Source organism: Arthrobacter sp. Z5-13 (assembly GCF_056499105.1).
Window position 1 is genome coordinate 3011895 of sequence record NZ_CP096460.1, and the last position, 25478, is coordinate 3037372.

Sequence of the window (25478 nt, forward strand, 5' to 3'; positions counted from 1 at the left end):
CGGGGTCAGCTCAGAAACAAGACCTTGGCCAATGCGGCAATTCCGGCAGCCCAGAACATGGACGTCAGGGTTCCAATAATGAAGCGCTCGGCGGCGACGGGGGTCTCTTTTAGCTCGGCAAAACGTCCCAGGCCCTTGATTGCAACCACGTAGGCGATCGCTACCGGCTGTCCTCCCAGGATGGCAAGGCAGACGGCAAGCCGCTCAAGGATACCGATGATCGCCCCGCCCCGAAGGATCCGGGTGGACGTGGCGCCGTCAGCTTTGCCGGGTGTAGGCGCTCCAGATTGGTCAGCGCCAGGCTGAGCTGTTGCAGGGACCCCGCCCTCCACTTTGGAGGGTCCTGCCGGTACCGTGATTTCGCCGTCAACAGTAACGTCCGCTGAAGGATCGTCGCCGTCGTCAGGCTTGGCCGTGTTCCTCGCCGCGCGGTTATCAGCATCGGCCTTGTCATCAATCGTCCTGGCAAGTCGGAAAACAAGCGCGGTAACGGGCCATCCGGCGAATCCCGCCAAGACCATGGCGAGGGTTACCCAGAGAACGTCCATGCGTCTCCTCCCCTCCCTTCAGCCGTAATGATCTGGTGTGCCAGGGCGAGCAGCATTTCAACGGCAGGCCTTGCCGCCCATTCTTCCTGCCATCCGGACCGCAGCACCGCGCGGCTCACCGACTGCTCCGTGATTCCCAGTTCGCGGGCAGCGATTTTCTGGCTGCCATGCCTGGCCTCGCGGTTCTGCTGGACAGCCATGAGGGTGTCCACGACTTTCCATTGCGCCTGGCTGCGTTCCTGGATCAGGCGCCCGATGAGGCGCAAAACTGCCTCGGCGTTGGCACAGGCGGCCACTGCCTGCGCGTTGCTGGCGCCGCCAGAGCGGCCGCCGCCAGTTTCACTGCGGAATGGCATCCCGGGCATGACCGCCAACGGGACGTGGCCCGCGGCGGCCTTAGCCCTCTCCACAGCATGCCGGGCTGCTACGAAAGCCGGACCTGATCCTTCCCGCGGAATTTGAGGCAGCGGGATATCCACCTGACCAACGCCAATGCCTACATACCAGTGCTCCCCCCTCAGAGCATGGAGCGCAATTGCCACAGCTTCGGCAGGATCCTGCACAACGCCCTGGATTTCATCACCCACCGAGCGCTCGAACGTTCCGGAAGTGGTCAGGGGCGCCACTTCCTGCAGCAGTAATGGCACCCGGTCAATATCTGAGCTACTGCCGCGTTGGTCAATCGTCAAGACGAACATGAGCTCAACCCTAGTTGGCTGATTTTCGAATATCAATCATTTCCGGCTGATATTTGGGAAACAGTCATATGTGGTTGATAAGGCCGGTCAGAAGATGCTGATGGGTTTAACAATGTCGGCATAGATTAACAACGCACTCATCCCCATCAGCAGGATCGCCACAACGTAGGTCACGGGCAGGAGTTTGGCGATGTCAAAGGCGCCAGGATCCGGTTTGCCGAAGAGCTTGGCAACCCGTCGCCGCGCACCCTCATACAAGGCGCCTGCCACGTGCCCGCCATCCAGCGGAAGCAGCGGAATCAGGTTGAACACCGCGAGCGCGAAGTTCAGGCCGGCAAGAAGCCCGACCAAGACGGCAAGCCTCGATTGAACGGGAACCTGCTCCATGGCAGCTACCTCACCGGCAACCCTGCCCACACCCACAACGCTGATGGGACCGTTCGGGTCGCGTGGTTCTTCGCTGAACGCGGCCTGCGCTACGCCCGCCACCCTGGCTGGAAGGTTAAGGACGACGCCGGCTACTTGCCTGATGTTTTCCCCTGCCATGGGCAGCACTGAGGACGCTGGCTGCTGAATGAGGGCCGTCTGGGCTCCGATGCCAAGGAATCCCACCTCCTGGTAGAGGGGTTGTCCTTCGGCGTCCAAAGCAGGCCTTCCGTCCTCACCGATGATCGGGCGGGCGGAGAGAACCGGCGTGACGGTGGTGGTGACGGGAGCGCCGTCGCGTTCCACTGTGATGCTGACTTCCCTGCCTGCCGATTCGCGGATCCATCCGGTCAGCTGCTCCCAACTGGTGACGGGTTTGCCGTCGAAGGACGTAATGGTGTCCAAGGGCTTAATCCCGGCTGCCGCAGCAGGTGTGGGCTTGCAATCCGGTGAATCCGGATCCACGGTTTCTCCGGCCTTGACCTGGCACCGGGAGACATCGGCAACAGTGGTGGTGGCAGTTGCAATGCCGAAGCCCATAAGCAGCACGGCCGTGAGTACCAGGCCTATCAGCAGGTTGGCCGCAGGACCGCCCAACATGATGATGATCTTCTTCCATACAGGCAGCTGATAGAAGAGGCGGCCCTCATCTCCGGGGCCGACTTCCTGGTGAGCCACGGATCGCGCTTCGCTGGCAAGGGTCTGGAACATTCCGGTGCTGGAGGGACGCACCGCCCCGTCCTCCTTGTTCGGCGGATACATGCCGATCATCGAGACATAGCCGCCCAAGGGGATGGCCTTGAATCCATACTCGGTCTCGCCTTTGCGCGTGGACCAGAGGGTTGGGCCAAAGCCAATCATGTACTTGGTGACGCGTACCTTGAAAAGCTTTGCCGGAAGCAGGTGGCCCACCTCGTGAAGCGCAATAGAAACGGCGATGCCGATGGCTACGAATACGACACCGAGGATAAAAAGGAGGACGGGGTTCATGCTTGGCTGCTGCTTCCTAGAGACTGCTCATAGCTAAACGTTCATGGGTCCGCGCACGTGCCCACTTTTCAGCATCCAGCACGGACTCAACAGACAGCAGGGAAGACCCTGAATGTTCACTGAGGACGGCTTCGATCGTATCCACAATGTCCGTGAACCGGATCTTCCCGGCATGGAAGGCCACCACCGCTTCCTCGTTGGAGGCGTTGAAGACCGCAGGAAAGGTACTGCCTTGCTTGGCGGCATCCTTAGCCAGGTCCACAGCGGGAAAGGCGGTGACGTCCAGCGGTTCAAACGTCCAGCTGGTGGCCTTGGTCCAGTCGCACGCGCGGGCCGCAGCCGGCACGCGGTCCGGCCAACCCATTCCAAGGGCGATCGGCAGGCGCATGTCCGGCGGAGAAGCCTGCGCAATGACGGAACCGTCAACGAACTGGACCATGGAATGGACCACGGACTGCGGATGGACCACAACGTCGATCCGATCCAGCGGGATGTCGAACAACAAGTGCGCCTCGATGACTTCCAGGCCCTTGTTGACCAGGCTGGCGGAGTTGGTGGTGACCATAAGGCCCATATCCCAAGTGGGATGGGCCAGGGCATCCTGCGGCGAGACATCGTGGAGCTGTTCCCTGGATTTTCCGCGGAAAGGGCCACCGGATGCCGTAAGGATGAGCCGGTCAACCTCGGCCGCGGACCCTGCCCGCAGGCATTGGGCGATCGCGGAATGCTCGGAATCCACCGGAACAATCTGCCCTTCGCGTGCGGCGGCCTTCACGAGGGAACCACCCACAATCAGGGATTCCTTGTTCGCCAGGGCAAGGATGGCGCCTGACTTCAGGGCGGCAAGGGTGGGCGCGAGGCCAATGGAGCCTGTGATGCCGTTGAGGACGACGTCGGCCTCCACCTCCGCGATCCGGGTGGAAGCATCCGCTCCGGTAACAATCTCCGGCTGGTAGCCAATGACGCCCGCTGCACCGGCCGCTTCCTTGATAAGACGCTGAAGTTCCGCGGCATCGCCCGCGGCGATTCCTACAGCCTGGGCGCCTGTGTGGACGGCCTGCCTGGCAAGAAGTTCCAGGTTTCCTCCCCCGGCGCTAAGTGCCACCACCTGGAAAAGGTGGGGAGCGCCGTCGACCACCTCGATCGCCTGGGTACCGATGGAACCCGTGGACCCGAGGAGAACGATCCTGCGCGGCTGCCCTGGGATGGAATGGCTGGCGCCAGAAATCTGCATGGCTTAAGTATCCCGCACTGTGAACGGACTCCTTCCCGGTGCCGCGCTTTCAAGGCCGGAGGATTGACCATGGCCGGAGGATTGACCATGGGCGCAGCCGGCGTAGCTTAAGTGATGTGGACTGGGTGGGATGGTTCGACGCACCGGACTACTGGATTGCCCGGGAAGTACTGCAGCGCGGCATCGCCGCGGTCTACTTCATCGCCTTCCTGTCCGGCATGAACCAGTTTCCGGCCCTGCTGGGGGAACGCGGCTTACTCCCTGCTCCCCGGTTCCTGGAACGATCTGGACGCCTGGCCATGCCTACGCTCTTCCGCTGGCGCTACTCAGACCGCCTCTTGCGGGCTGTCTGCTTAGCGGGGATGGCCATCGCCGTAATGCTGGTGGCTGGCCTTCCACAGCTCGGGCCACCGTGGCTTCCCATGATCGCCTTCCTCTCCCTGTGGCTCCTGTACATGTCCATCGTGAACGTGGGCCAGACGTTCTACAGCTTCGGTTGGGAGATCCTCCTGCTGGAGGCGGGCTTTACCGTGGCCTTCCTTGGCTCTAACCAGACGGCCCCGCCGAAGACCATCCTCATCCTGTTGGCCTGGCTGCTGTTCCGCCTCGAATTCGGCGCAGGAATGATCAAAATCCGGGGCGGAAGCGAGTGGCGTGACCTGACAGCCCTGTATTACCACCACGAGACCCAGCCCATGCCGGGGCCGCTGAGCCGGCAGGCGCACCTCCTGCCTAAGCCGCTTCACAGGATGGAAGTCCTCGGGAACCATTTCGCCCAGCTGGTTGTCCCCTTCTTCCTGTTCGCTCCCCAGCCGTTGGCAAGCATTGCAGCGGGGATCATCATCTTTACCCAACTATGGCTGGTGGCCACAGGGAACTTTGCCTGGCTTAACTGGATCCCCATTGTGCTCGCCTTTTCCGTCATCACTGATTCCGTGCTGCACTCCCTGGTGCCGGCTATTCCGCTTAACCTGTATCCGGCGGAACAGGGCTCAGCGGCGGGCGGCACTCCCCTGTGGTGGCTCATCATCGTTCTGGCTGCCTCCCTCCTGCTCGTGGTGCTGAGCTACTGGCCCATTCGGAATCTCTTTGCCCATCGCCAGCTCATGAACGCCAGCTTCAACCGCTGGCAACTCGTCAACACGTACGGGGCTTTCGGCACAGTCACAAAACGGCGGATCGAGATGGTGGTGGAAGGAACCCTCACTGAGGATCCCGACGACGGCGACTGGCGCGAGTACGGCTTCAAGGGAAAGCCCGGAGATGTGTACAGACTGCCAAGGCAGTGGGCGCCCTACCACCTGAGGCTGGATTGGCTTATGTGGTTCCTGCCGCTGCGCACGGTGCATGAGGAGTGGTTTTACGCTTTCCTCGCCAAACTCCTCCAGGCAGATCGCCGGGTCCTGAAGCTCCTGCGTTATGACCCGTTCGACGGCGCACGCCCCCGCTGGGTTCGCGTCCGCAGCTGCCACTACCGCTTCTCCACCCGTGCGGAGTACCGGGAGACAAGGCAGCGCTGGATCAGGACGTCCCTTTCCGAAGTGATTCCGCCGCTGTCATTGCCACCGGATCGATAAGATTCGCGCTGGCTCCGTGAAGAACGTCAGGCAGCCGGCTTGAGGGCGTAGCGGCGCTCGGGCCGCCCGGCGCCGTATTTGAGCCGCACGTCCACCCTGCCTTCGTCGTTGAGGTACTCCAGATAGCGCCGCGCACTCACCCGTGAGGTACCCAGCAGATCGGCGACTTCCGCGGCAGACAAATCAGTATCCGAGGAACCGAGTACCTGCTCCACCCGCTCCAGAGTCTCCGGGCTGCACCCCTTCGGCAGAGGCCGCTGACCGCCCTCAACGCCGAACAAACGATTGACGTCGGACTGCTCTGCCACGTTCTTGGACGAATCCAGGCCCTGGTAGGCGATCCGGTAGTGCTCCAGCCGTTCCTGCAGATCCGTTTGGGAGAACGGCTTGATGAGGTAGTGGACGATGCCGCCCCGCAAGGCACGACGGACTGTTTCCACCTCCCGCGCTGCACTGATCACCAGCACATCGAGCCGGGGTGCAACCTCACGAAGCTGCAGCATGAGGTCAAGCCCGTTCACATCGGGCAGATGGATGTCCAGAAGAACCAGGTCCGGCTGCAGCTCTTTGGTCTTCAGCAGGGCGTCGGCGCCCGTATGGGCTGCGCCAACGACGACGAAACCAGGGGTCCGCTGGATGAAACCGGCGTGCACCTTCGCCACCATGAAGTCGTCATCGACTATCAGGACTTTGATCACAGCTCTTGCCTCCGCTGCTTCAGTTCCGCTTTGAACACTGCTCCTCCATCGTTGGCCACGGACAGCTCTCCGCCGCGCCTCCGGCAGACCACCCGTGAGAGCGCGAGGCCGAAGCCACGGCCTTCCTCGCTGCCCTGCTGCTTGGTGGTGAATCCCTGCCGGAAAATGTTTTCCACGGCGTCCGGGGACACGCCCGGGCCGGTGTCACGGACAGTGACTGTCACGTCGTCGTCGCCCTCTTCCACCGACACGATAACGGTGGCATCCGTCCTGCCTGTAACGGCGTCGAGCGCGTTATCCACGAGGTTTCCGACGACCGTGACCAGGTCCCGTGACAGTCCGTCGTCCACACGTCCGAGCAAGGACCCCGGATCCAGCTGCAACGTGACTCCACGCTCCGTTGCGAGGCTGGTTTTGGCGATCAGCAGGGCCGCCAACGCCGGGTCCTCTATCCGGCTGGTGACCTCATCGTTAAGCCTGGTCCGGTCAAGGGTGGCGCCATTGACGAACTGCACCACCGAATCATATTCGCCGATCTGGATGAGACCCGAGATGACGTGCAGCTGGTTGGCGAATTCATGTGCCTGGGCCCGCAAGGTGTCCGTAGCCGTCCGCGTGGCGCCGAGTTCACGTTCCAGGGAGGACAGTTCGGTCCTGTCACGGAGAGTGGTGACGGACCCTATGTCGCGTCCCCTTGAGCGGATGGGTACCCGGTTCAGCACCAACATCCTCTCGCCCACCAGGACCAGCTGGTCAGGGCCTGACTGGTCGCGGGTAAGGACGTCCTTCAAAGCCGGCTCCACCGGGAGCGTTGCCAGCTTTTTGCCCACGCAGTCCGCCGGCAGGCCGAGCAACTCACGGGCACTGTCATTGGCTACGGTGATCCGTTCGTTGGGATCGAGCGCCACCACGCCTTCCTTCAGCCCGTGCAGCATCGCCTCACGGTTTTCAACCAGCCCAGTGATTTCGCTGGGTTCCATACCCAGGGTCTGACGTTTGACCCGTCGTGCCAGCAGGAGGGATCCTGCAATACCCAGCACGCTTGCCACGCCGAGGTAGGTAAGGAGATTCGGTGCGGCATCGTTTAGCCGCTCCAGCATGGACGGGTAGTGACGGCTGACTGACGCAATGCCGATCATGTCGCCCTTGTCATCGAGAACAGGGACGTGGGCGGAGAGAAAGACACTGCCGGCTTCGTCCACTACGCCTGTCCACGATCTGCCGAGCATCACTCGGCTCTCGCCGAGTTCCAGGGGCTGGCCCAGCAGGCTTGGATCAGACGAGGCCACCACCGTCCGGTCGAGCCTGGCCAACGCAACCTGGGTTGCTCCGGAAACTGACCGGACAGACTCTGCCACCGCGGGAAGGGCCGCTCCTTCCCGAGGCTCGGCGGATGGCAGCAGCGTGCGAACTGTCGGATTACTGCCCAGGGCCTCGGCAGCGGACAAAGCCTGGCGTCCTTCGATCCGTTCAAAGGCTGCGGCGCTCTGCGCGAGCGAAATTGCCACTACGGCCACCAGGACCGCCAGGACTATCAGCAACTGAAGAACAAGGTACTGACCAGCGAGGGACATTCCTCTTCGTCGAGTCACTGTGGCTGTTTCCTCTGGTGGTTCAGCAGGTCTTGGTAATTCTGCAGAAGCGGCGATTGGTTGCTCCGGTGCGTGTCAGCGCTGGCTACCGGAACTATATCGCAGCGCTTCGGGGGTGGGACGCCGGAAACGTGAACGCAATGAACTTAAGTTTCTCTGCGTACACAACAGTGATGCGCGTCACTCTGGGACTAGCATCGGATCACCAGTCAGTTTTGCTGATCATTTTAGCGAGAAGAGGAACACCATGCGCCAGAACCGCGCATTGCGAATTGCCGCCGTCGCCGCCGGCATCGCCCTGATGGCCACCGGTTGCGGTGCCACCGGTGGAGGCTCCACCAATTCCACCACCGGCGCCGCTGCCGGACCGGTGACCGGGCTCCAGATCATGGTCCCCAACACTCCGGGCGGAGGTTACGACACCACTGCCCGCGTGGCCGCCAAGGTTCTCGACGACGAGAAGGTTGCCACCAACACTGAAGTCTTCAACCTTGCCGGTGCCGGCGGAACCGTCGGCCTGGCCCGCATCGTCAACGAAAAGGGCAACGGCGACCTCACCATGCTCATGGGCCTTGGTGTGGTGGGCGCGAGCTATACCAACAAGACAGAGTCCAAGCTGACGGACACCACCCCGCTGGCCAAACTTATTGAAGAGCCCGGCGCCATCATGGTCAGCAAGGATTCGCCCTACAAGACCATCGATGACCTGGTGGCCGCGTGGAAGGCAGACCCCGGCTCCATCAGCGTCGGCGGCGGCTCCTCCCCCGGCGGCCCTGACCACCTGTTGCCCATGCAGCTGGCAGGAGCACTTGGAATTGACGCCACCAAGGTGAACTATGTGGCCTACGACGGCGGTGGAGACCTCCTCCCTGCCCTTCTGGGGAACAAAATCGGCTTTGCGGCCTCCGGTGCTGGCGAGTACCTTGAGCAGATCAAATCAGGTGGGGTCCGCGTTCTGGCAACAAGCGGCGCTGAGCGCCTTGAGGGTGTTGACGCGCCGACGCTGAAGGAATCGGGCATCGACCTGGAGTTCACCAACTGGCGCGGCATTGTGGCTCCTCCGGGAATCACCGACGACGACAAGGCCAAGCTCATTGCCGCCCTCGAAAAGATGCACGGCACCGAGGGCTGGAAAGAAGCCCTTAAGAAGAACAGCTGGACCGACGCCTTTATCACCGGCGATGAGTTCGAAACCTTCCTGAGCGACCAGGACAAGCGGGTGGCTGACGTTCTCACGAAGCTTGGCTTGGCGTGAGCTCCTCACCATCTTTGACCTCCAGGCTCAAAGGCCGCTCCGAGCTGGGGGTAGCCCTCCTGCTCGGGGCGGCGGGCGTCGTCGTCCTGGTGGACGCCCTTCGCCTGGCTACCCCGTATTCCCAGTCAGATCCGGTGGGACCGAAGGCCTTGCCTTACATCGTGGCTGGCCTGCTGATCGTCTGCTCCGTCCTGCTGGCACTGAACGTGCTGCGCGGCGGGCAGGGTGAAGCCGAAGGCGGAGAGGACGTGGACCTCACGCACCCCGCCGACTGGAAAACCGTCCTGCCGCTGGTCGGAGCGTTCGTGGCAAACATCCTGCTCATTGACTGGGCCGGTTGGGTGATCTCGGGAACAGTCCTGTTCTGGGGCAGCGCCTGGGCCCTCGGAAGCCGGCACTATATCCGTGATGGCCTCATCTCGGTGGCCCTGTCCATCCTTACCTTTTACGGCTTCTACCTCGGCCTGCACATCCCACTGCCAGCCGGTCTCCTGGAAGGGATTCTCTGATGGATGTCTTCTCCTCCCTCATGGACGGCTTTGCCACCGCCCTGACGCCAATGAACCTCCTCTACGCCTGCATTGGCGTCATCCTGGGTTCCGCCGTAGGCGTGCTGCCGGGTCTTGGCCCCGCCATGACCATCGCATTGCTGCTCCCGGTCACAACTGTCCTTGAACCAACCAGCGCGTTCATTATGTTCGCCGGCATTTACTACGGCGGTATGTACGGCGGTTCCACCACGTCCATCCTCCTCAATACCCCAGGGGAATCGTCCTCGGTGGTCACAGCCATCGAAGGCAACAAGATGGCCAAAGCCGGCAGAGCCGCCCAGGCCCTGGCGACGGCGGCAATTGGCTCCTTCATCGCCGGCACCATCGGCACCGCACTGCTGGCCGTCTTCGCACCGATCGTCGTCGAGTTTGCCGTCAGCCTGGGCTCCCCCAGCTACTTCGCCATCATGATTCTTGCCCTCATTGCCGTCACAGCCGTTTTGGGGTCGTCGCGGTTGAGGGGCTTTGCGGCACTGGGTCTCGGGCTGGCGATTGGCCTCGTGGGCATGGACAAAGTCACCGGCCAGCAACGGCTCACCTTTGGCCAGCCGTTGCTGGTTGACGGCCTGGACATCGTGGTGGTGGCCGTGGCCATCTTCGCCATGGGTGAGGCACTATGGGTGGCCGCCCACATGCGCCGCACGCCGTTGCAGGTTATCCCTGTGGGCCGTCCCTGGATGGGAAAACAGGACTGGAAGCGGTCCTGGAAGCCCTGGCTCCGTGGAACGGCATTCGGCTTCCCGTTCGGTGCACTTCCAGCCGGTGGAGCCGAGATCCCCACATTCCTCTCCTATGTGACGGAGAAGCGCCTCAGCAAGCATCCCGAGGAATTCGGCAAAGGTGCCATCGAAGGTGTTGCCGGGCCGGAAGCAGCCAACAACGCGGCAGCCGCGGGTACCATGACGCCCCTGCTGGCCCTGGGCCTGCCCACGAATGCTACTGCGGCCGTGATGCTCGCAGCCTTCATCCAGTTCGGCATCCAGCCGGGACCGCAGCTGTTCCAGAGCGAGGGACCCCTGGTCTGGGCCTTGATCGCGAGCCTCTTCATCGGCAACTTCCTGCTCCTGCTCATCAACCTGCCGCTGGCTCCGATGTGGGCAAAAATCCTGCAGCTCCCGCGGCCGTACCTGTACGCCGGCATCCTGTTCTTCGCCACACTGGGCGCCTATTCGGTGAACCTGCAGGCGTTCGACCTGGTTCTTCTGCTGGTACTCGGTGCACTGGGCTTCATGATGCGCCGCTTCGGGCTTCCGGTACTACCTCTCATCCTTGGTGTGATCCTGGGGCCGCGGATCGAGGAACAACTTCGAAGGACAATCAAGCTGTTCAACGGAGACCCGTCGGGGCTTCTTAGTGAACCTATCGCCGTGGTCGTCTACATCATTATTGCTATCCTCCTCATCTTCCCGTTCCTGGTGAAGCTCTGGCGCCGCAACCATCCGGCCCCCAGCCTCTTGTCCGCCAACGCAACGCGTGGATCCGAGCCGACAGACGTCACCCGCGGCAATGTCACCCATGCCGGCCACCGCTCCGACGGAAGCGATGGTGGCAACAGCGGCGATGGTGACGGCTAGCCAGCCCTCACTCCCCCACGACAGCCAGAAAACCAGAAGGCACAAACCACAGATCACAGGAGAAACCGTGAGTATCATCGTTGGCTACGTTCCCACGCCCGAAGGGGCAGCAGCACTGGAAGCGGCTATCGCCGAGGCGCGAAAGAACAAAGCGCTCCTCGTCATCATCAACTCCTCCCGCGGGGACGCCCTCGTGGACAAGCGCTACGCCCAGGTGGAGGACATCGCCAGCATCGAGGAACGCCTGAAGAAGGAAGGAATCGAGCACATCATCCAGCAGCCTGTGCGCGGGAACGATGCCGCCACAGAGGTGCTTCAGGCCGCGGAACAGCACCGTGCCGACCTCGTCGTCATAGGCCTTCGCAGGCGCACCCCGGTAGGGAAACTGATTATGGGGAGCACCTCACAGCAGATACTGCTCGAGGCAGACTGCCCGATTCTTGCCGTCAAGGCCGCTCCGGCTCACTAGGGGCACCTCCGGCATTGGGTGCAAGGGCGACACCGACGGCTTAGCGAACGCCATGTGTAGGCGGCGGGTGGAAAGGCAATGACTTTCCACCCGCCGCCTACTGCTGTCAGATGCACACGGCCCGCATAATCAATTCATCTACTAACCATGCAACGGCTACCCCTTCAGCTGCTCCCTCCGGGCCGCTGGGAAGGACTCCATGACAAGGTTCCGCCTGGCCATCCTTGACGACTACCAAAACGTGGCTGAAGACTTCGCGCCCTGGAGTTCCCTGGCCGTCGACGGGGTGGAGGTGACAATCTTCAACACACCCCTGGGCTCCGACAATGCAGTCGCCGCAGCACTGTCAGACTTCGAGATCATCGTGGCCATGCGTGAACGGACCCCCTTCCCCCGAAGCGTCCTGGAAAAACTGCCGCAATTGAAACTGCTGGTCACCACTGGAGCCGCCAACGCTGCCATCGACCTTGACACCGCCAAAGAGAACGGCGTTGTTGTTTGCGGCACGGGCGGCTCCCCCACAGCCGCCCCCGAACTGACCTGGGCCCTCCTGCTGGCCTTCACCCGCAACCTCACCGCAGAAGAAACTTCGCTGCGGAACGGCCGCTGGCAGCGGACCGTGGGTTTCGAACTGTCTGGCAAGACGCTGGGCATCGTGGGACTCGGCAAGATAGGTCACCGGATCGCTGCCTACGGGAAGGCCTTCGGCATGGAGGTGCTGGCATGGAGCCAGAACCTGACAGAAGAGACCGCGGCGGCCGCCGGTGTACGGAAAGTCAGCAAGGACGAGCTCTTCCGTGAGTCCGACGTCGTAAGCCTCCACCTGCGCCTCTCCGAACGGAGCGAGGGCATCGTCGGGGAAAGGGAACTGCGTCTCCTCGGACCTGAGGGCGTGCTCGTGAACACTTCACGAGGCCCGCTGGTGGACCAACAGGCTCTCCTCGACGCCCTGCATAAAGGGCACATCCGCGGAGCCGCGCTCGACGTCTATGACCAGGAGCCCCTGCCGCCCGGGCACCCGCTCCTCAGTGCCCCGAGGACTGTCCTGACTCCCCATCTGGGCTACGTCACGAACGAGAGCTACAAGGCTTTCCTCGGCGGGGCGTTCGAGGATGTCAGGGCCTGGCTGGACGGCGCACCGATCCGGAGACTGGCTTAGCGGGCGGCCGGCTTTAGAGGTGTGCAGCTGACCTAACGGCAGGGGCCCGCTTAACGGCCTGAGATTGGCCTGGCGCCAGACCGGCGCACGGTGGCTTCGGCATGCTTGAGGATGGGGCCGTCGACCATTTTGCCCTTGAACTGAAATACGCCCGACCCGGCGCTGGCCGCAGCTTGCAGTAGCTCGTTGGCCTCGGCAACCTCCGACTCGGAAGGCGCGTAGGCGTCACGGACAACCGCCACCTGGTTGGGATGGATGCACGCCTTCGAGCTGAAGCCGGACGCCACTGCATCGCGGCTTTCCGAAGCCAGGCCGGCGAGATCAGGGATGTTCACGTACACCGAGTCAATGGCTTCCTTGCCAAAGGCCCGGGCCGCAAGCAGGACAGCTGAACGGGAGTGCAGGGCAACGGCGCGGTAGCCGCCGTCGTCGTTCCTGCTTGAGGTTCCCCCCAAGGAGGCGAGCAGGTCCTCGGCTCCCCACATCAGAGCCACCACGTTGGGTTCGGCGGCTATGGACGGGGCGTTGATGATTCCGGCCGCAGTTTCGCACAGTGCGATGACGCTGAACCCTTCAAGTGCCTGCACCTGGGCCGTGCTCTCAGCTTTGGCAAGCATGACGGTCCGGTAGGGCGTGTGGGCGAGGCAGTGCAGGTCCTTCTCAAACTCCTCAGTGCCTGCCGGATTGAGGCGGACAATGGTGCGGGTTGGCTCGAGTTCCGGCACATCTCCCTTGGCACCGAGCTGCGCGAGGATTGCACCCCGGGCACGTTGCTTGTCTTCCGGCGCCACGGCATCCTCCAGGTCAAGGATGACGGCGTCGGCCCGTTCTGCCGCTTTCAGGTAGCGTTCAGGGCGGTCGGCAGGGCAGAACAGCAGGGCAGGACCCATCACAAACGTCATGAATTTATTGTCCCCCCACTTCTGATTTCCGGGCTTCCTGGGCCTGCAGGTGGGCTTCCCGAGTCCACATCAGGCAACTCCGGGTGGCCACTGCAACCACCTTCCCGTCCTGGTTCCGGCCGGTGTGCGTCATGGTCACTATCCCCTGGCCGGGCCTGGAATCCGAAAGGCGCTTTCCGGTGATTTGCGTATCGGTGTACAGGGTGTCGCCGTGGTACAGGGGGTGCGGAAAGGAGACATCGGTCAGGCCAAGCTGGGCAATGATGGTCCCCTGCGTCAGCTGGGGTACCGATTGCCCCACCACGGTGGCGAGGGTGAACATCGAATTCACCAGCCGCTGCCCGAAGGGCTGCCCCGCGCTCCAGGCCGCATCCAGGTGAAGCGCTTGGGTGTTCATCGTCATGGTGGTGAAGAGGACGTTGTCAGTTTCGGTCACCGTGCGCCCCGGCCGGTGCGCGTACAGCACTCCGGTCTCCAGTTCGTCGTAGTACAGTCCGCGCTGTTCGATGATCCGCTGCGCCGCCGGTTCCGGTGTCTTAGGATCCGTCATACCGTCAGTTCCCGGTCTTCCTCCAGGAGTTCGACGCCGGTGGCAGCGGCAACGTCCTCAACCGACACGTTGGGTGCCAGCTCGCGCAGCACCAGTCCGTCGGAGGTGACGTCAATGACCGCGAGGTCCGTGATGATCCTGTCAACGCACCCCTTGCCGGTAAGAGGCAGCGTGCATTCCTGGACAATTTTCGGCCGTCCGTTGCGGTCCACATGCTCCATCATCACGATTACTCTTTTGGCGCCAAACACCAGGTCCATGGCGCCGCCCATCCCCTTGACCATCTTGCCGGGAATCATCCAGTTCGCAAGGTCGCCGTTGGCAGCGACTTCCATGGCTCCGAGCACGGCAACGTCCACATGCCCTCCACGGATCATTCCGAAGGAGGTGGCGGAATCAAAGAATGCCGCCCCGGCATTCACGGTGACGGTTTCCTTACCGGCGTTGATAAGGTCCGGGTCCACCTTCTCCTCCGCGGGATAGGGCCCGACGCCGAGGATGCCGTTTTCGGAGTGGAGGACCACCTCCATGCCGGCAGGAATGTAGTTGGGTATCAGGGTGGGCATTCCGATGCCGAGGTTCACGTACTGCCCGTTATGGAGTTCCTTTGCCACCCTTGCGGCCATTTCATAGCGCGTCCAGCCCTTGCCTTCGGGACTGGAGGCGGCGGCCCGGCGGTATTCAGGACGGACACCTTCCGGTCGGGGTGCCTGCGAGCTGTTCGGATCCATGGCTATGCTCCTGCCTGGGGTGAATCGAAGGATGCCGACGCTGCTGCCGAAACGGTTTTCTTTTCGATGCGCTTCTCGACGGCGGGGGCCAGCACCACCCGTTGGACGAAAATGCCAGGAGTGTGGATATGCTCGGGGTCCAGTTCGCCCGGTTCCACCAGTTCCTCCACCTCGGCGATGGTGATCTTCCCGGCCATGGCACACAGGGGATTGAAGTTCATGGCGGTTGCGTGGAACATGAGGTTTCCGTGCCTGTCCCCTTTCCAGGCGTGCACCAGTCCAAAGTCCGGAGTGAGGGACTCCTCCAGGACGTAGTCGGCTCCGTTGAAGGTGCGCACTTCCTTGGGTTTGGAGGCGATGGCTATGCTGCCATCGGTATCGTACTTTTGCGGCAGCCCTCCTTCGGATACCTGAGTGCCGACGCCCGCACTGGTGAAGAAGGCAGGTATCCCCGCACCGCCTGCACGGAGCTTCTCTGCCAAAGTGCCCTGTGGTGTGAGGACAACCTCCAGCTCGCCTGAGAGGTACTGGCGGGCAAATTCCTTGTTCTCGCCAACGTAGGAACTGACGGTCCGGCGGATCCTGCCGTCCTTCAGGAGAATCCCAAGGCCCCAGTCGTCAACGCCGCAGTTGTTGCTGACCGTTTCCAGGTCCCGGGTGCCGCGTCGGTGGAGGGCGTCGATCAACGCAACCGGGATGCCGCACAAGCCAAAACCGCCGACGGCGAGGGAGGCGCCGTCGGGGATATCGGCTACGGCCTCCTCGGCACTGGCAACAACCTTGTCAATCATCGTTGATCCTCTCAGGCCGGCTTCAATCCCAGTTCGCGGGCGATGAGCATCAGCTGGACCTCCGTGGTGCCCTCCCCGACTTCCAGGATCTTGGAGTCGCGGTAGTGGCGTGCCACGGTGAATTCGTTGATGAAGCCATAGCCGCCGAACACCTGGGTGGCATCCCGCGCATTGTCCATGGCTGCCTCGCCTGCGACCATCTTAGCTATGGCGGCTTCGGTCTTGAACGGCTTCCCTGCCAGCATCCTGGCCGCGGCGTCGTAGTAGGCCAACCGTGCAGTGTGGGCGCGGGCCTGCATCCGGGCGATCTTGAAGGCGATGGCCTGGTACTTGCCGATGTGATGACCAAAAGCACTGCGTTCCTTGGCGTATTTAACCGAGAGGTCCACGCACCCTTGGGCTGCGCCAGTGGCGAGCGCGGCGATGGCGATCCGGCCTTCGTCGAGAATGGACAGGAAATTTGCGTACCCCCGTCCCTGTTCTCCCAGCAGGTTTTCTTCCGGAACGTGGACGTCCTTGAGCGTCAGCGGGTGGGTGTCGGACGCGTTCCAGCCCACCTTGTTGTACGCTTTCTCGGCCTTGAATCCGGGCGTGTCGGTGGGCACCAAAATGGTGGAGATTTCCTTCTTGATGCTCCCGTCCTTGCGTTCGTGCCTGCCTGTGACGGCGGTGACCGTGACCAGCCGCGTGATATCCGTGCCGGAGTTGGTGATGAATTCCTTGTTCCCGTTGATGATCCATTCGCCGCCCTCCAGCTTGGCGGTGGTCTTGGTGCCGCCGGCATCCGAGCCGGCTTCAGGTTCAGTCAGTCCGAATCCCGCGAGCGCCGTCCCGGAGGCCAGCGCCGGGAGCCATTCCTTCTTCTGGGCGTCTGTGCCGAACCTGTAGACGGGCATGGCACCCAGGGAAACTCCGGCTTCCAGGGTGATGGCCACGGATTGGTCTACCCGGCCCAGCTGTTCGAGGGCAATGGCAAGGGCAAAGTAGTCTCCCCCCATCCCGCCGTATTCCTCGGGGAACGGCAGGCCAAAGAGTCCCATGTCGGCCATTTGGGATACCACTTCGTACGGGAAACTGTGCTCTTCATCGTGCTTGGCCGAGACCGGCGCAACCACTTCGTCCGCAAATTCCCGGACAGTATCGCTGAGGTCCTGGTATTCCTCACTGAGTGCAAAATCAGCCATGGTGTGTCTTCCTTGTCCTAACGCTGCTCTATATCTGCGGAGCCCATGGCCATCGCAGCTTGTGCGGTTGATTCCTTGTCAGAAACCTCTCCGGCGGCTTGAGGGACCGGAGGATGGATGGTGGCGAGGACCTGATCCGCTTTTACGAGATCGCCTGCGTTGACGCTGATCTGCACTGTCCCCGCGGTACTGGCCGTCAGCTGGTGTTCCATTTTCATGGCCTCCACAGCGAGCAGGACCTGCCCGGACGCCACGGTTTCGCCGTCGTTGACTGAGACCGAAACCACTGTCCCGGGCATCGGCGAGCGGATTTCGGGGTCGGCAACCCCGTCCACCCGTTGGATCGCGGCCAGGACCCGGGCCAGCCGTGATTCCCTGGTGAGGATTTCCAGCCTGCAGGACCAGCCGTCGTGGCCCAGGTACAGCTCCCCGCTCTGCGACTTGGCTACCGAATACTGCCTGCTCTCGCCGTCGCGGGTGATGGCGAGCTTCCCATTGCCGATACTGTCCAGCGATGCCTCATGTTCGGAACCGTTTCCTACCCGGGCCGCCAACGAACCCTGCAGCGTAGAACCGAGGCGGACTGTAACAACCTCCCCGGCACCGCGTCCCAGGTGGACCATCCATGGAGCATTCCCGGCCATCCGCCAGCCGCTGCGGGTATTCCAGGGACTGCCCGCCTTCCGCGAAGAAGTTGTTTCCGGAACTGTGCCGTCCCGGTTCCCCCGCTCCAGAGCCTGCACGCATAGTGCTGCTGCGATGAGGTCGACATCCCCGGTCTTCCGGAAGGTGAGGTCCGGCATCTTCCGTTCGATCAGGGTGGTGGCCAGCCGTCCGGCGCGGACGTCGTCGTCGTTGATCAGGAGCCGCAGATACTCAACGTTGGTGGCCACACCCAAGGCTGTATAGGCGGACAACGCCGCATCCAGGGTGTCCAGCGCTGCTTTCCGGTCAGCCCCCCACGCGATGACCTTGGAAATCATGGGATCGTAATTTGAGCCGATCTCGAGGCCCTCAAGCAGCGACGAATCCACGCGAAGCCTCTGGCCGCTCCCCTCAGCGGCGGCCGCCGACGGAAGTTCGTCCAGTAGGAGCACCGTTCCGGCGGACGGCAGAAAATTCCGTTGCGGCACTTCCGCGTAAATTCGCGCTTCGACGGCGTGACCGTTGAGGACGACGTCGTCCTGCGCCACAGTGAGCACCTCGCCGGCGGCGATCCGCACCTGCCATTCCACCAGGTCGATACCCGTGACCATCTCGGTGACAGGATGTTCCACCTGGAGCCTCGTGTTCATTTCCATAAAGAAGAACTCGTCCGGGGCGTCATCAGAAACCAGGAATTCAACCGTGCCGGCCCCGCTGTAGTTGACGCTGCGGGCAGCCTGGCATGCTGCCTCCCCGATCCGGGCCCGGACAGCGGCGCCATCGCTGAGGGATTCCAGCAGCGGCGACGGCGCTTCCTCGATGACTTTCTGATGCCTGCGCTGGAGCGAGCATTCGCGTTCCCCAAGATGGATCACGTTCCCGTGATTGTCGGCAAGCACCTGCACTTCAATATGCCGCGGATTCAGAACCAGCCGTTCCAGGAACAGGGTGTCGTCGCCGAAGGCACTGGCGGCCACCCGCCTGGCCGTAGCAAGCGTGGCGGCGAGTTCGTCCGGCCGCTCCACTGTGTGCATGCCCTTGCCGCCGCCACCTGCCGAAGGCTTGATCAGCAACGGGAACCCCACATCTGCGGCGGCGTCAATCAGGTCCTGGTTGGTTAGCCCGGGTTGGGCAATGCCCGGGACCACGGGAACGCCGTAGCCAGCCACATGGTTCTTGGAGCGGATCTTGTCGCCCATGATATTCAGGGACTCGACGCCAGGACCGATGAAAGTGATCCCTGCAGCCTCGAGGGCCCGGGCAAATTCGGCGTTCTCGCTCAGGAACCCGTAGCCGGGATGGACTGCCTGGGCACCGCTGTCCCGGCAGGCCCGGACTAAGGCATCGATGTTGAGGTAGCTCTCTGAGGCCGCGGCAGGGCCGATCCTGACGGCGGTGTCGGCTTCCAGCACGTGGCGGGCACCGGCGTCGGCATCACTGTAGACGGCCACGGAACGGATACCCATGATCCGGAGCGTCCGGATCACCCGGCAGGCGATCTCGCCGCGGTTTGCCACGAGCACGGTGTGGAACAGGGCATCCTTACCGAACAGGACGTCGCTGTTTACATTGGCCGGGGTTCGGTCATCGGTGGTGGTCATGGCTCACATCCGGAAGAGGCCGAAGGAGGTCTCCGGCAGTGGGGTGCGGGAGACGACGTCGAGCGCCAGCCCCAAAACGGTGCGGGTATCTGCAGGGTCAATAACGCCGTCGTCCCACAGTCGGGCCGTGGAATAGTAGGGGCTCCCCTGGTCCTCATACTGCTGCCGGATGGGAGCCTTGAAGGCTTCCTCGTCCTCGGCGGACCATTCCTCGCCCCGCCCCTCGTACTGCTCGCGTTTAACCGTGGCAAGGACGCTGGAGGCCTGGTTGCCGCCCATAACCGAAATCCGGCTGGCCGGCCACATCCACAGGAACCGCGGAGAATAGGCACGCCCGCACATGGAGTAGTTCCCGGCGCCGAAGGAACCGCCAATGACCACTGTCAGTTTGGGTACCCGGGCTGTGGCGACGGCGGTGACCATCTTCGCCCCGTTTTTGGCTATTCCTCCCTGTTCGGAATCCTTGCCCACCATAAAGCCGGAGATGTTCTGCAGGAAAACCAGCGGAATGCCGCGCTGATCGCACAGTTCGATGAAGTGCGCCCCCTTCAGCGAGGATTCGCTGAACAGCACACCGTTGTTGGCCACGATGCCCACCTGATGCCCGTGGAGCCGCGCAAACCCCGTCACCAGGGTGGTGCCGTAGTTTTTCTTGAACTCGTGGAAACGGCTGCCGTCCACAAGCCGGGCAATCACCTCACGAACGTCGTACTGGGCGTTCACGTCTGTGGGCACCGCACCATAGATCTCTTCCGGATCTCCCACGGGTTCGACGGCGGCCTCCACCTCCCACGCTGGGTTGGCCGGAGGCGGCAGGGTGGCAACGATGTCGCGGACAATCTGCAGTGCGTGCTCGTCATTCTCAGCCAGGTGATCGCTGACCCCGGAGATTTTCGAGTGGACATCTCCCCCGCCCAGTTCCTCTGCCGTAACGATTTCACCGATGGCGGCCTTTACCAGCGGCGGGCCGCCCAGGAATATGGTGCCCTGATTGCGGACGATGACAGTCTCATCGCTCATGGCCGGAACGTAGGCCCCACCCGCAGTGCAGGAACCCATCACCGAAGCGATCTGAGGAATACCGGCTGCAGACATCCTGGCCTGGTTAAAGAAGATCCGGCCAAAGTGTTCCTTGTCCGGGAAGACCTCGTCCTGCTTCGGGAGGAAGGCTCCGCCCGAGTCCACCAGGTAGATGCAGGGCAGCCGGTTTTCCAGGGCAATCTCCTGGGCGCGGAGATGCTTTTTCACCGTCATCGGATAGTAGGTTCCGCCCTTGACCGTGGCGTCATTGGAAATCACCAGGACGTGCCTGCCGTGGATCAGTCCGATGCCGGCGATGACGCCTGCCCCGGGGGAATCGTCCTGGTACATTCCGTTGGCTGCCAGCGGAGCGATTTCAAGGAAAGGGCTGCCGTTATCGAGCAACTGGTCGATGCGCTCCCGCGGCAACAGCTTTCCCCGGGAAACATGGCGTTCGCGGGATTTCTCCGGGCCGCCAAGCGCTGCAACGGCCAACCGTTTCCTCAGTTCACGGGCCAAGGCAAGCTGAGCCTCCCGATTGGCCGAGAAGGCGGCGCTTGCTGCGTCCACCTGGCTGGCGAGTGTCTCCATTGACTGCTTCCGTTCCCGGACGGCCCACGGGGCATCCTGGCTATTTCGGTTAGTACCGCGTAACTGAAATTTAGGTTAGTCTCTATTAACTGTGATGTCCAACACGTTGAGCTTGGGACGGGGTTGGACCATCGCATGATTCAGGAGGTACTCAGCCCCATGGCCCCGCGCAGCCCCATGCCAGCATCCAACTCGTTGGCTGCCGCTCAACGGTCAACCGGCAAGGCGGGCCCTGGGACCCAGCGCAGCCAGGCCAAGGAGAGCCGCCGCAAAGCTCTCTTGTCGGCAGCCGCCACCTTGTTCGCCAGGGACGGCTTCAACAGCGTTTCACTTGAGGACCTCGGGGCCGCCGCCGGCGTCAGCGGGCCTGCCGTCTACCGGCACTTCTCGGGAAAACAGGCTGTCCTGGGAGCATTGTTGCAGACCGTCAGCGAGGACCTGCTGGAAGGCGGCCGGCGGGTAGTGGCCGATGCCCCCACCCCACACAATGCCCTCGCGGGGCTGGTGGCATTCCAGGTGGATTTTGCCCTCAGCAATCCGGACGTCATCCGTGTCCAGGACAGGGACTTCAGCAACCTGGCGGAATCCGCCCAGGCAAATGTACGCACGCTGCAGCGCAGCTATGTCGAATTGTGGGTGGATGTCCTCCTGCGGCTCCATGCAGGCGCTGAAGCAAGTGACCTGCGGATGCGCGCCCACGCCACGTTCGGACTTATCAACTCTACACCGCATTCAGTGCGCAACCATGGCCGACGAATGGCCGCCGCGTCTGCCAGGCCACTCCTGGAAAGTATGGCTATGGCCGCCTTGATGGTGCCCCCGGCCACGGGTCCTTGAGCAGAGCCAAGGGTGAGGCGTTCTGTCCCACCCCCGGCCCGGAGCCCCTAGACCATGGCCAGGACGATGCCGGGATCCGACAGGATGAACCCGACGTCGGCCAGGAACCTGGACCCCTGTTCCCCATCCACTAGCCGGTGATCAAACGACAGGCTCAGCGTCATCACCTGGCGGAGTGCCACCTCGCCCTGATACTCCCAAGGCATCCTCCGCACTGCCCCCATGGCAAGAATGGCCGCTTCGCCGGGGTTGAGGATCGGAGTTCCGGCGTCAATACCGAACACCCCGATGTTGGTGATGGAGATAGTTCCACCGGAGAGGTCCGCAGGACTGGTTTTTCCTTCCCTGGCCGTATCCGTAAGCTCCGTCAATGCTGCTGACAGCTCTGCCAACGTCAGTGAGTGGGCGTCCTTGATGTTGGGCACGGTCAGGCCGCGCGGCGTTGCAGCCGCGATGCCGAGGTTGACGTAGTTGAACTGCACGATCTCCTGGGCATCCTCATCCCAGTGGGTGTTGAGTGACGGATTACGCCTCAGGGCTATCAGCAGCGCCTTGGCCACCAGGGTGAGCGGAGTGAGCTTGTAGCCGGCAAAGGGGCGGCTTCCCTTGAGCCTGGTGAGCAGTTCCATAGAGGGAGTGACGTCCACGGTAAGGAATTCCGTGGCATGCGGCGCGGTGAAGGCGCTCGAAACCATTGCGGCGGCGGTGAACTTACGGACGCCCTTGATGGGCGTGCGGACCTCGCGTTCGCTGCCCTGCTTATCGGCAGTTTCCCCGGGGTATGCCGTCTCGGACAAAGCGTGCGCAGCGGCGGGCAGGTCTCCGCCACCCACGAAGTTCCGGACGTCGTCCCGGGTAATCAGGCCTCCCGGGCCCGTCCCGGTCACAGACTCGAGCTCCACGCCCAGGTCCTTCGCCAGCTTCCGCACGGGTGGAGTGGAACGTGGCCGTTCTGTTGTGCTTTCAGCCGGCTCGGCGGGTTGAATGTGCGCAGCGGGTTCAGCGGGGGCAGGCTCAGGGGCGGCCTGGTGAGTGGACAGCGGCGCGTGCGCCACAGGAGCGCCGTCCTTTACCGCGGCAAGATGACCCCGCGCCCTCCGGACAGGACGCCCGGAACTTTCGACGACGGCGCCATACCCCACCAGATTCGGCTCCCGTTTAGCAGGTGCCGGCTGGCTGGCAGCAGCAGGCTGGTCAGGCTCGCCTGATGCGGCGGCGTTACCTGGCTCCCGGCTTACTGGAACATTGCCCGGGGCGGGCGGGCCGCCGTCGTCGTTTGCTATTTCAAAGGAAACGATCGGCTTGCCGACTTCCACCACGGTTCCGGGCTGCTCATGCAGCGCGGTAACCACCCCGGCGAACGGTGAGGGAAGTTCGACGACGGCCTTAGCCGTTTCCACTTCTGCGATGACCTGGTTGAGCGTGACGGTATCGCCCACGTTCACTTTCCAGCTGAGGATTTCCGATTCCGTCAAACCCTCACCAAGATCAGGCAGCCTGAATTCCTTGATCATGGTGGCCGTCATCCTTCCAGCCCGCTGAGCGAGTTGGGACGGCCCAGCGCCCGGTCCACGCCGTCAAGGATCCGGTCCAGGTCGGGGAGATGATGCATTTCGAGTTTGGAGTAGGGGTAGGGGATGTCGAAGCCGGTGACGCGTACTGGGGCGGCTTCGAGGTGGTAGAAGCAGCGCTCCGTGATGCTGGCCGCAATTTCCCCGCCTATGCCGCCGAACTGTCCGGCTTCATGGGTCACAACCAGCCTGCCCGTCTTGCGCACGGAAGCTTCCACGGTTGAGAAGTCCACCGGCGACAGCGAGCGCAGGTCGATGACTTCCACTGATACTCCGTCGTCGGCAGCCGCGAGCGCGGCATCGCGGGCGGTCTTCACCAAGGGACCGTAGGCCACCAGGGTGACGTCCTTGCCTTCGGAAACAACGCTGGCCTTTTCCATGGAAAGCACGGAGGCAGGGTCCATGGACTCGTCCACTTCGCCTTTGTCGTGGTACCGGCGTTTGGGCTCAAAGTAGACCACGGGGTCATTGGAGGCGATGGCCTGCTGGATCATAATGTAGGCGTCCTGGGGGTTGGAAACACTTACCACCCGCAGTCCGGAGGTGTGGGTGAAGTACGCCTCAGGCGATTCCGAGTGGTGTTCCGGGGAGCCGATGCCGCCACCAAAAGGAACGCGGACGGTGATGGGCATTTTCACTGCGCCCTGGGTGCGGTAGTGCAGCTTGGCCACCTGGCACACAATCTGGTCAAAAGCCGGGTAGACGAATCCGTCGAACTGGATCTCCACCACCGGGCGGTAACCGCGGTAGGCAAGCCCGACGGCGGTCCCCATGATCCCGGATTCGGCCAGCGGGGTGTCAATAACACGGTGCCTGCCGAAGTCCTTCTGAAGGCCGTCGGTAATGCGGAACACCCCGCCCAGCGTACCGATATCCTCCCCCATCAGAATTACTTTGGGGTCATTTTCCAGGGATTTGCGCAGGCCGGAGTTGATGGCACGGGCAAAGGTCATCTGGGTCATCAGCGTGCACCTTTTTCAGAAGAGGCCTGTGCGGGGTCTCCGAACGAAGCCAGGTAACGGGAATAGTGGTCCTGCTGGCGTTCCAGCCAGGAATGCGGCGTGCTGTACACGTGTTTGAACACGTCGAGCGGCTGTGGGTCAGGCATATTGACGCAGCCACTGCGCATCTCCTGGGCCACGGCATCAGCTTTCGCAGTGACCCGCGCCTCCAGTTCATCGCTCCATGCTTCCCTTCGTTCCAGAAGGGACCTGACGCGCGCCATGGGATCCTTCGCGGCCCAATCCTCAAGTTCGTTGGCATCGCGGTACCTGGTGGGATCATCCGCCGTGGTGTGGGGGCCCATGCGGTAGGTCACAGCTTCAATAAATGAGGGTCCTCCCCCGCGCCGTGCTCTTTCGAGTGCTTCCCGGGTTGCAGCCATGACGGCGAGCACATCATTTCCATCCACGCGGACGGAGGGAATCCCGAACCCTGTTGCACGGTCAGCGAGTTGAATGTGGGACTGCAGTCCTACCGGTTCGGAAATGGCCCAGTGGTTGTTCTGGCAAAAGAAGATGACAGGTGCCTGGAAGCTGGCCGCAAAGACCATCGCTTCATTGACGTCGCCCTCACTCGTTGCACCGTCACCGAAGTAGGCCATTGCAACGCTGTCCGCGCCGTCGTGCTGAATACCCAGGGCGTAACCCGTGGCATGGAGTGTTTGGGCGCCGATGATGATCTGGGGTGTAGCCATGTTGATGGAGTAGGGATCCCAGCCTGAGGATGCGTTCCCTCGCCACACCCGGACGATGTCCGTCAGGTCCACTCCCCGGCAGTATGCCACTCCATTTTCCCGGTAGCTGGAGAAGACAAAGTCATCGTCCCGGAGTGCCCTGGCTGAGCCGATCTGCGAGGCCTCCTGCCCGGCAAGCGGCGGCCAGAGGGCCAGCTCACCTTGCCGCTGCAATGCTGTGGCCTCTGTATCGATGCGGCGTATGACAACCATGTCCTCGTAGAGCGAGGCGAGCTGTTCGTCGGTGACGTCCTTGACCCAGACATCGTATTCAGGATGGCTGACGCGTTCACCGCCCGGGGTAATCAGCTGGACCAGGTTCCCACCGGTCCGATAGTGATGGTTTGCCCAGTTGTCCGGGCCAGCTGCGGTGGTGCCGCCCTGGCTCAAATCGTCTGCGTTCATAGTTGCACGCAACCTTCTGACGTCGTGTGACCGGCGACTCCAGGAACTCGTGATCCCTGTGCACGCCAGCCCGCCGGGCCCCGTTGCCCCGGATAATTGTGACCATACTCACAATGTTCATGCGGTACAACCACTTCAATTTCA

Annotated in this window: 23 protein-coding genes; 7 read left to right on the forward strand and 16 right to left on the reverse strand. The window is 62.6% G+C overall.

Annotated features, from left to right (window positions below; all coding sequences use genetic code 11):
* Positions 1 to 5 precede the first annotated feature (5 nt).
* The 4 genes from M1E02_RS14185 to dxr form a co-directional block, all read right to left on the reverse strand.
* Positions 6 to 548, reverse strand: a complete 543-nt coding sequence (locus M1E02_RS14185) for a hypothetical protein (RefSeq protein ID WP_479374879.1) — start codon at positions 546 to 548, stop codon at positions 6 to 8.
* Positions 530 to 1246, reverse strand: a complete 717-nt coding sequence (locus M1E02_RS14190) for a MarR family transcriptional regulator (RefSeq protein ID WP_479374880.1) — start codon at positions 1244 to 1246, stop codon at positions 530 to 532. The genes M1E02_RS14185 and M1E02_RS14190 overlap by 19 nt, the downstream gene beginning before the upstream one ends.
* Before the next feature lie 87 nt (positions 1247 to 1333).
* Positions 1334 to 2662, reverse strand: a complete 1329-nt coding sequence (locus tag M1E02_RS14195; protein WP_479374881.1) for a M50 family metallopeptidase — start codon at positions 2660 to 2662, stop codon at positions 1334 to 1336.
* A 16-nt stretch (positions 2663 to 2678) separates the two neighbouring features.
* Positions 2679 to 3896, reverse strand: a complete 1218-nt coding sequence (gene dxr / locus M1E02_RS14200; protein ID WP_479374882.1) for a 1-deoxy-D-xylulose-5-phosphate reductoisomerase — start codon at positions 3894 to 3896, stop codon at positions 2679 to 2681.
* Between the two features lie 116 nt (positions 3897 to 4012).
* On the opposite strand from dxr, the gene M1E02_RS14205 reads away from it, so the two are divergent.
* Complete coding sequence (locus tag M1E02_RS14205; RefSeq protein WP_479374883.1) at positions 4013 to 5473, forward strand: lipase maturation factor family protein; 1461 nt, start codon at positions 4013 to 4015, stop codon at positions 5471 to 5473.
* Positions 5474 to 5499: 26 nt separating this feature from the next.
* On the opposite strand, the gene M1E02_RS14210 is transcribed toward M1E02_RS14205, so the two are convergent.
* A complete protein-coding gene (locus M1E02_RS14210) occupies positions 5500 to 6171 on the reverse strand; it encodes a response regulator (RefSeq protein ID WP_479374884.1) in 672 nt (223 codons plus the stop codon).
* Complete coding sequence (locus M1E02_RS14215; protein WP_479374885.1) at positions 6168 to 7745, reverse strand: sensor histidine kinase; 1578 nt, start codon at positions 7743 to 7745, stop codon at positions 6168 to 6170. Before M1E02_RS14215 ends, M1E02_RS14210 begins: the two co-directional genes overlap by 4 nt.
* Before the next feature lie 265 nt (positions 7746 to 8010).
* On the opposite strand from M1E02_RS14215, the gene M1E02_RS14220 reads away from it, so the two are divergent.
* From M1E02_RS14220 to M1E02_RS14240, 5 genes are all read left to right on the forward strand, one after another.
* Complete coding sequence (locus M1E02_RS14220; RefSeq protein WP_479374886.1) at positions 8011 to 9018, forward strand: Bug family tripartite tricarboxylate transporter substrate binding protein; 1008 nt, start codon at positions 8011 to 8013, stop codon at positions 9016 to 9018.
* Positions 9015 to 9527, forward strand: coding sequence for a tripartite tricarboxylate transporter TctB family protein (locus tag M1E02_RS14225; RefSeq protein WP_479374887.1), 513 nt, complete (start codon positions 9015 to 9017; stop codon positions 9525 to 9527). The genes M1E02_RS14220 and M1E02_RS14225 overlap by 4 nt, the downstream gene beginning before the upstream one ends.
* A complete protein-coding gene (locus tag M1E02_RS14230; protein ID WP_479374888.1) occupies positions 9527 to 11143 on the forward strand; it encodes a tripartite tricarboxylate transporter permease in 1617 nt (538 codons plus the stop codon). The genes M1E02_RS14225 and M1E02_RS14230 overlap by 1 nt, the downstream gene beginning before the upstream one ends.
* A 67-nt stretch (positions 11144 to 11210) precedes the next feature.
* Positions 11211 to 11612, forward strand: coding sequence for a universal stress protein (locus tag M1E02_RS14235; RefSeq protein WP_479374889.1), 402 nt, complete (start codon positions 11211 to 11213; stop codon positions 11610 to 11612).
* Between the two features lie 199 nt (positions 11613 to 11811).
* On the forward strand, positions 11812 to 12771 hold the full coding sequence (locus M1E02_RS14240; protein ID WP_479374890.1) for a D-2-hydroxyacid dehydrogenase family protein: 960 nt from the start codon (positions 11812 to 11814) through the stop codon (positions 12769 to 12771).
* A gap of 50 nt (positions 12772 to 12821) precedes the next feature.
* On the opposite strand, the gene M1E02_RS14245 is transcribed toward M1E02_RS14240, so the two are convergent.
* From M1E02_RS14245 to M1E02_RS14275, 7 genes are read right to left on the reverse strand one after another with little or no spacing between them, the layout of a single operon-like run.
* Positions 12822 to 13673 (reverse strand): HpcH/HpaI aldolase/citrate lyase family protein, encoded by an 852-nt coding sequence (locus M1E02_RS14245; RefSeq protein WP_479374891.1) that lies wholly within the window; start codon positions 13671 to 13673, stop codon positions 12822 to 12824.
* Between the two features lie 4 nt (positions 13674 to 13677).
* Positions 13678 to 14223: a MaoC family dehydratase gene (locus M1E02_RS14250; RefSeq protein ID WP_479374892.1), complete on the reverse strand. Its 546-nt coding sequence runs from the start codon at positions 14221 to 14223 to the stop codon at positions 13678 to 13680.
* Positions 14220 to 14954, reverse strand: coding sequence for a CoA transferase subunit B (locus M1E02_RS14255; protein WP_479374893.1), 735 nt, complete (start codon positions 14952 to 14954; stop codon positions 14220 to 14222). The genes M1E02_RS14250 and M1E02_RS14255 overlap by 4 nt, the downstream gene beginning before the upstream one ends.
* A gap of 2 nt (positions 14955 to 14956) precedes the next feature.
* Positions 14957 to 15745 carry a CoA transferase subunit A gene (locus M1E02_RS14260; RefSeq protein WP_479374894.1) on the reverse strand — a complete coding sequence of 263 codons (789 nt, stop codon included), beginning with the start codon at positions 15743 to 15745 and terminating at the stop codon, positions 14957 to 14959.
* An 11-nt stretch (positions 15746 to 15756) separates the two neighbouring features.
* The gene (locus tag M1E02_RS14265; RefSeq protein WP_479374895.1) at positions 15757 to 16929 is read right to left on the reverse strand and encodes an acyl-CoA dehydrogenase family protein; all 1173 of its coding nucleotides are present in this window, start codon (positions 16927 to 16929) and stop codon (positions 15757 to 15759) included.
* Between the two features lie 17 nt (positions 16930 to 16946).
* Positions 16947 to 19175, reverse strand: coding sequence for an ATP-binding protein (locus tag M1E02_RS14270; RefSeq protein WP_479374896.1), 2229 nt, complete (start codon positions 19173 to 19175; stop codon positions 16947 to 16949).
* Between the two features lie 3 nt (positions 19176 to 19178).
* The gene (locus M1E02_RS14275; protein ID WP_479374897.1) at positions 19179 to 20786 is read right to left on the reverse strand and encodes a carboxyl transferase domain-containing protein; all 1608 of its coding nucleotides are present in this window, start codon (positions 20784 to 20786) and stop codon (positions 19179 to 19181) included.
* Between the two features lie 177 nt (positions 20787 to 20963).
* On the opposite strand from M1E02_RS14275, the gene M1E02_RS14280 reads away from it, so the two are divergent.
* Positions 20964 to 21623 carry an SACE_7040 family transcriptional regulator gene (locus tag M1E02_RS14280; protein ID WP_479378166.1) on the forward strand — a complete coding sequence of 220 codons (660 nt, stop codon included), beginning with the start codon at positions 20964 to 20966 and terminating at the stop codon, positions 21621 to 21623.
* A gap of 47 nt (positions 21624 to 21670) precedes the next feature.
* Here the strand turns inward: M1E02_RS14280 and M1E02_RS14285 are convergent, their stop codons facing one another.
* The 3 genes from M1E02_RS14285 to pdhA are packed head-to-tail and all read right to left on the reverse strand — an operon-like array spanning position 21671 to position 25334.
* The gene (locus M1E02_RS14285; RefSeq protein WP_479374898.1) at positions 21671 to 23149 is read right to left on the reverse strand and encodes a dihydrolipoamide acetyltransferase family protein; all 1479 of its coding nucleotides are present in this window, start codon (positions 23147 to 23149) and stop codon (positions 21671 to 21673) included.
* Entirely contained in the window at positions 23146 to 24156 is a 1011-nt protein-coding gene (locus M1E02_RS14290; RefSeq protein ID WP_479374899.1) for an alpha-ketoacid dehydrogenase subunit beta, read from the reverse strand. Before M1E02_RS14290 ends, M1E02_RS14285 begins: the two co-directional genes overlap by 4 nt.
* On the reverse strand, positions 24156 to 25334 hold the full coding sequence (pdhA, locus tag M1E02_RS14295) for a pyruvate dehydrogenase (acetyl-transferring) E1 component subunit alpha (protein ID WP_479374900.1): 1179 nt from the start codon (positions 25332 to 25334) through the stop codon (positions 24156 to 24158). The genes M1E02_RS14290 and pdhA overlap by 1 nt, the downstream gene beginning before the upstream one ends.
* Positions 25335 to 25478 lie beyond the last annotated feature (144 nt).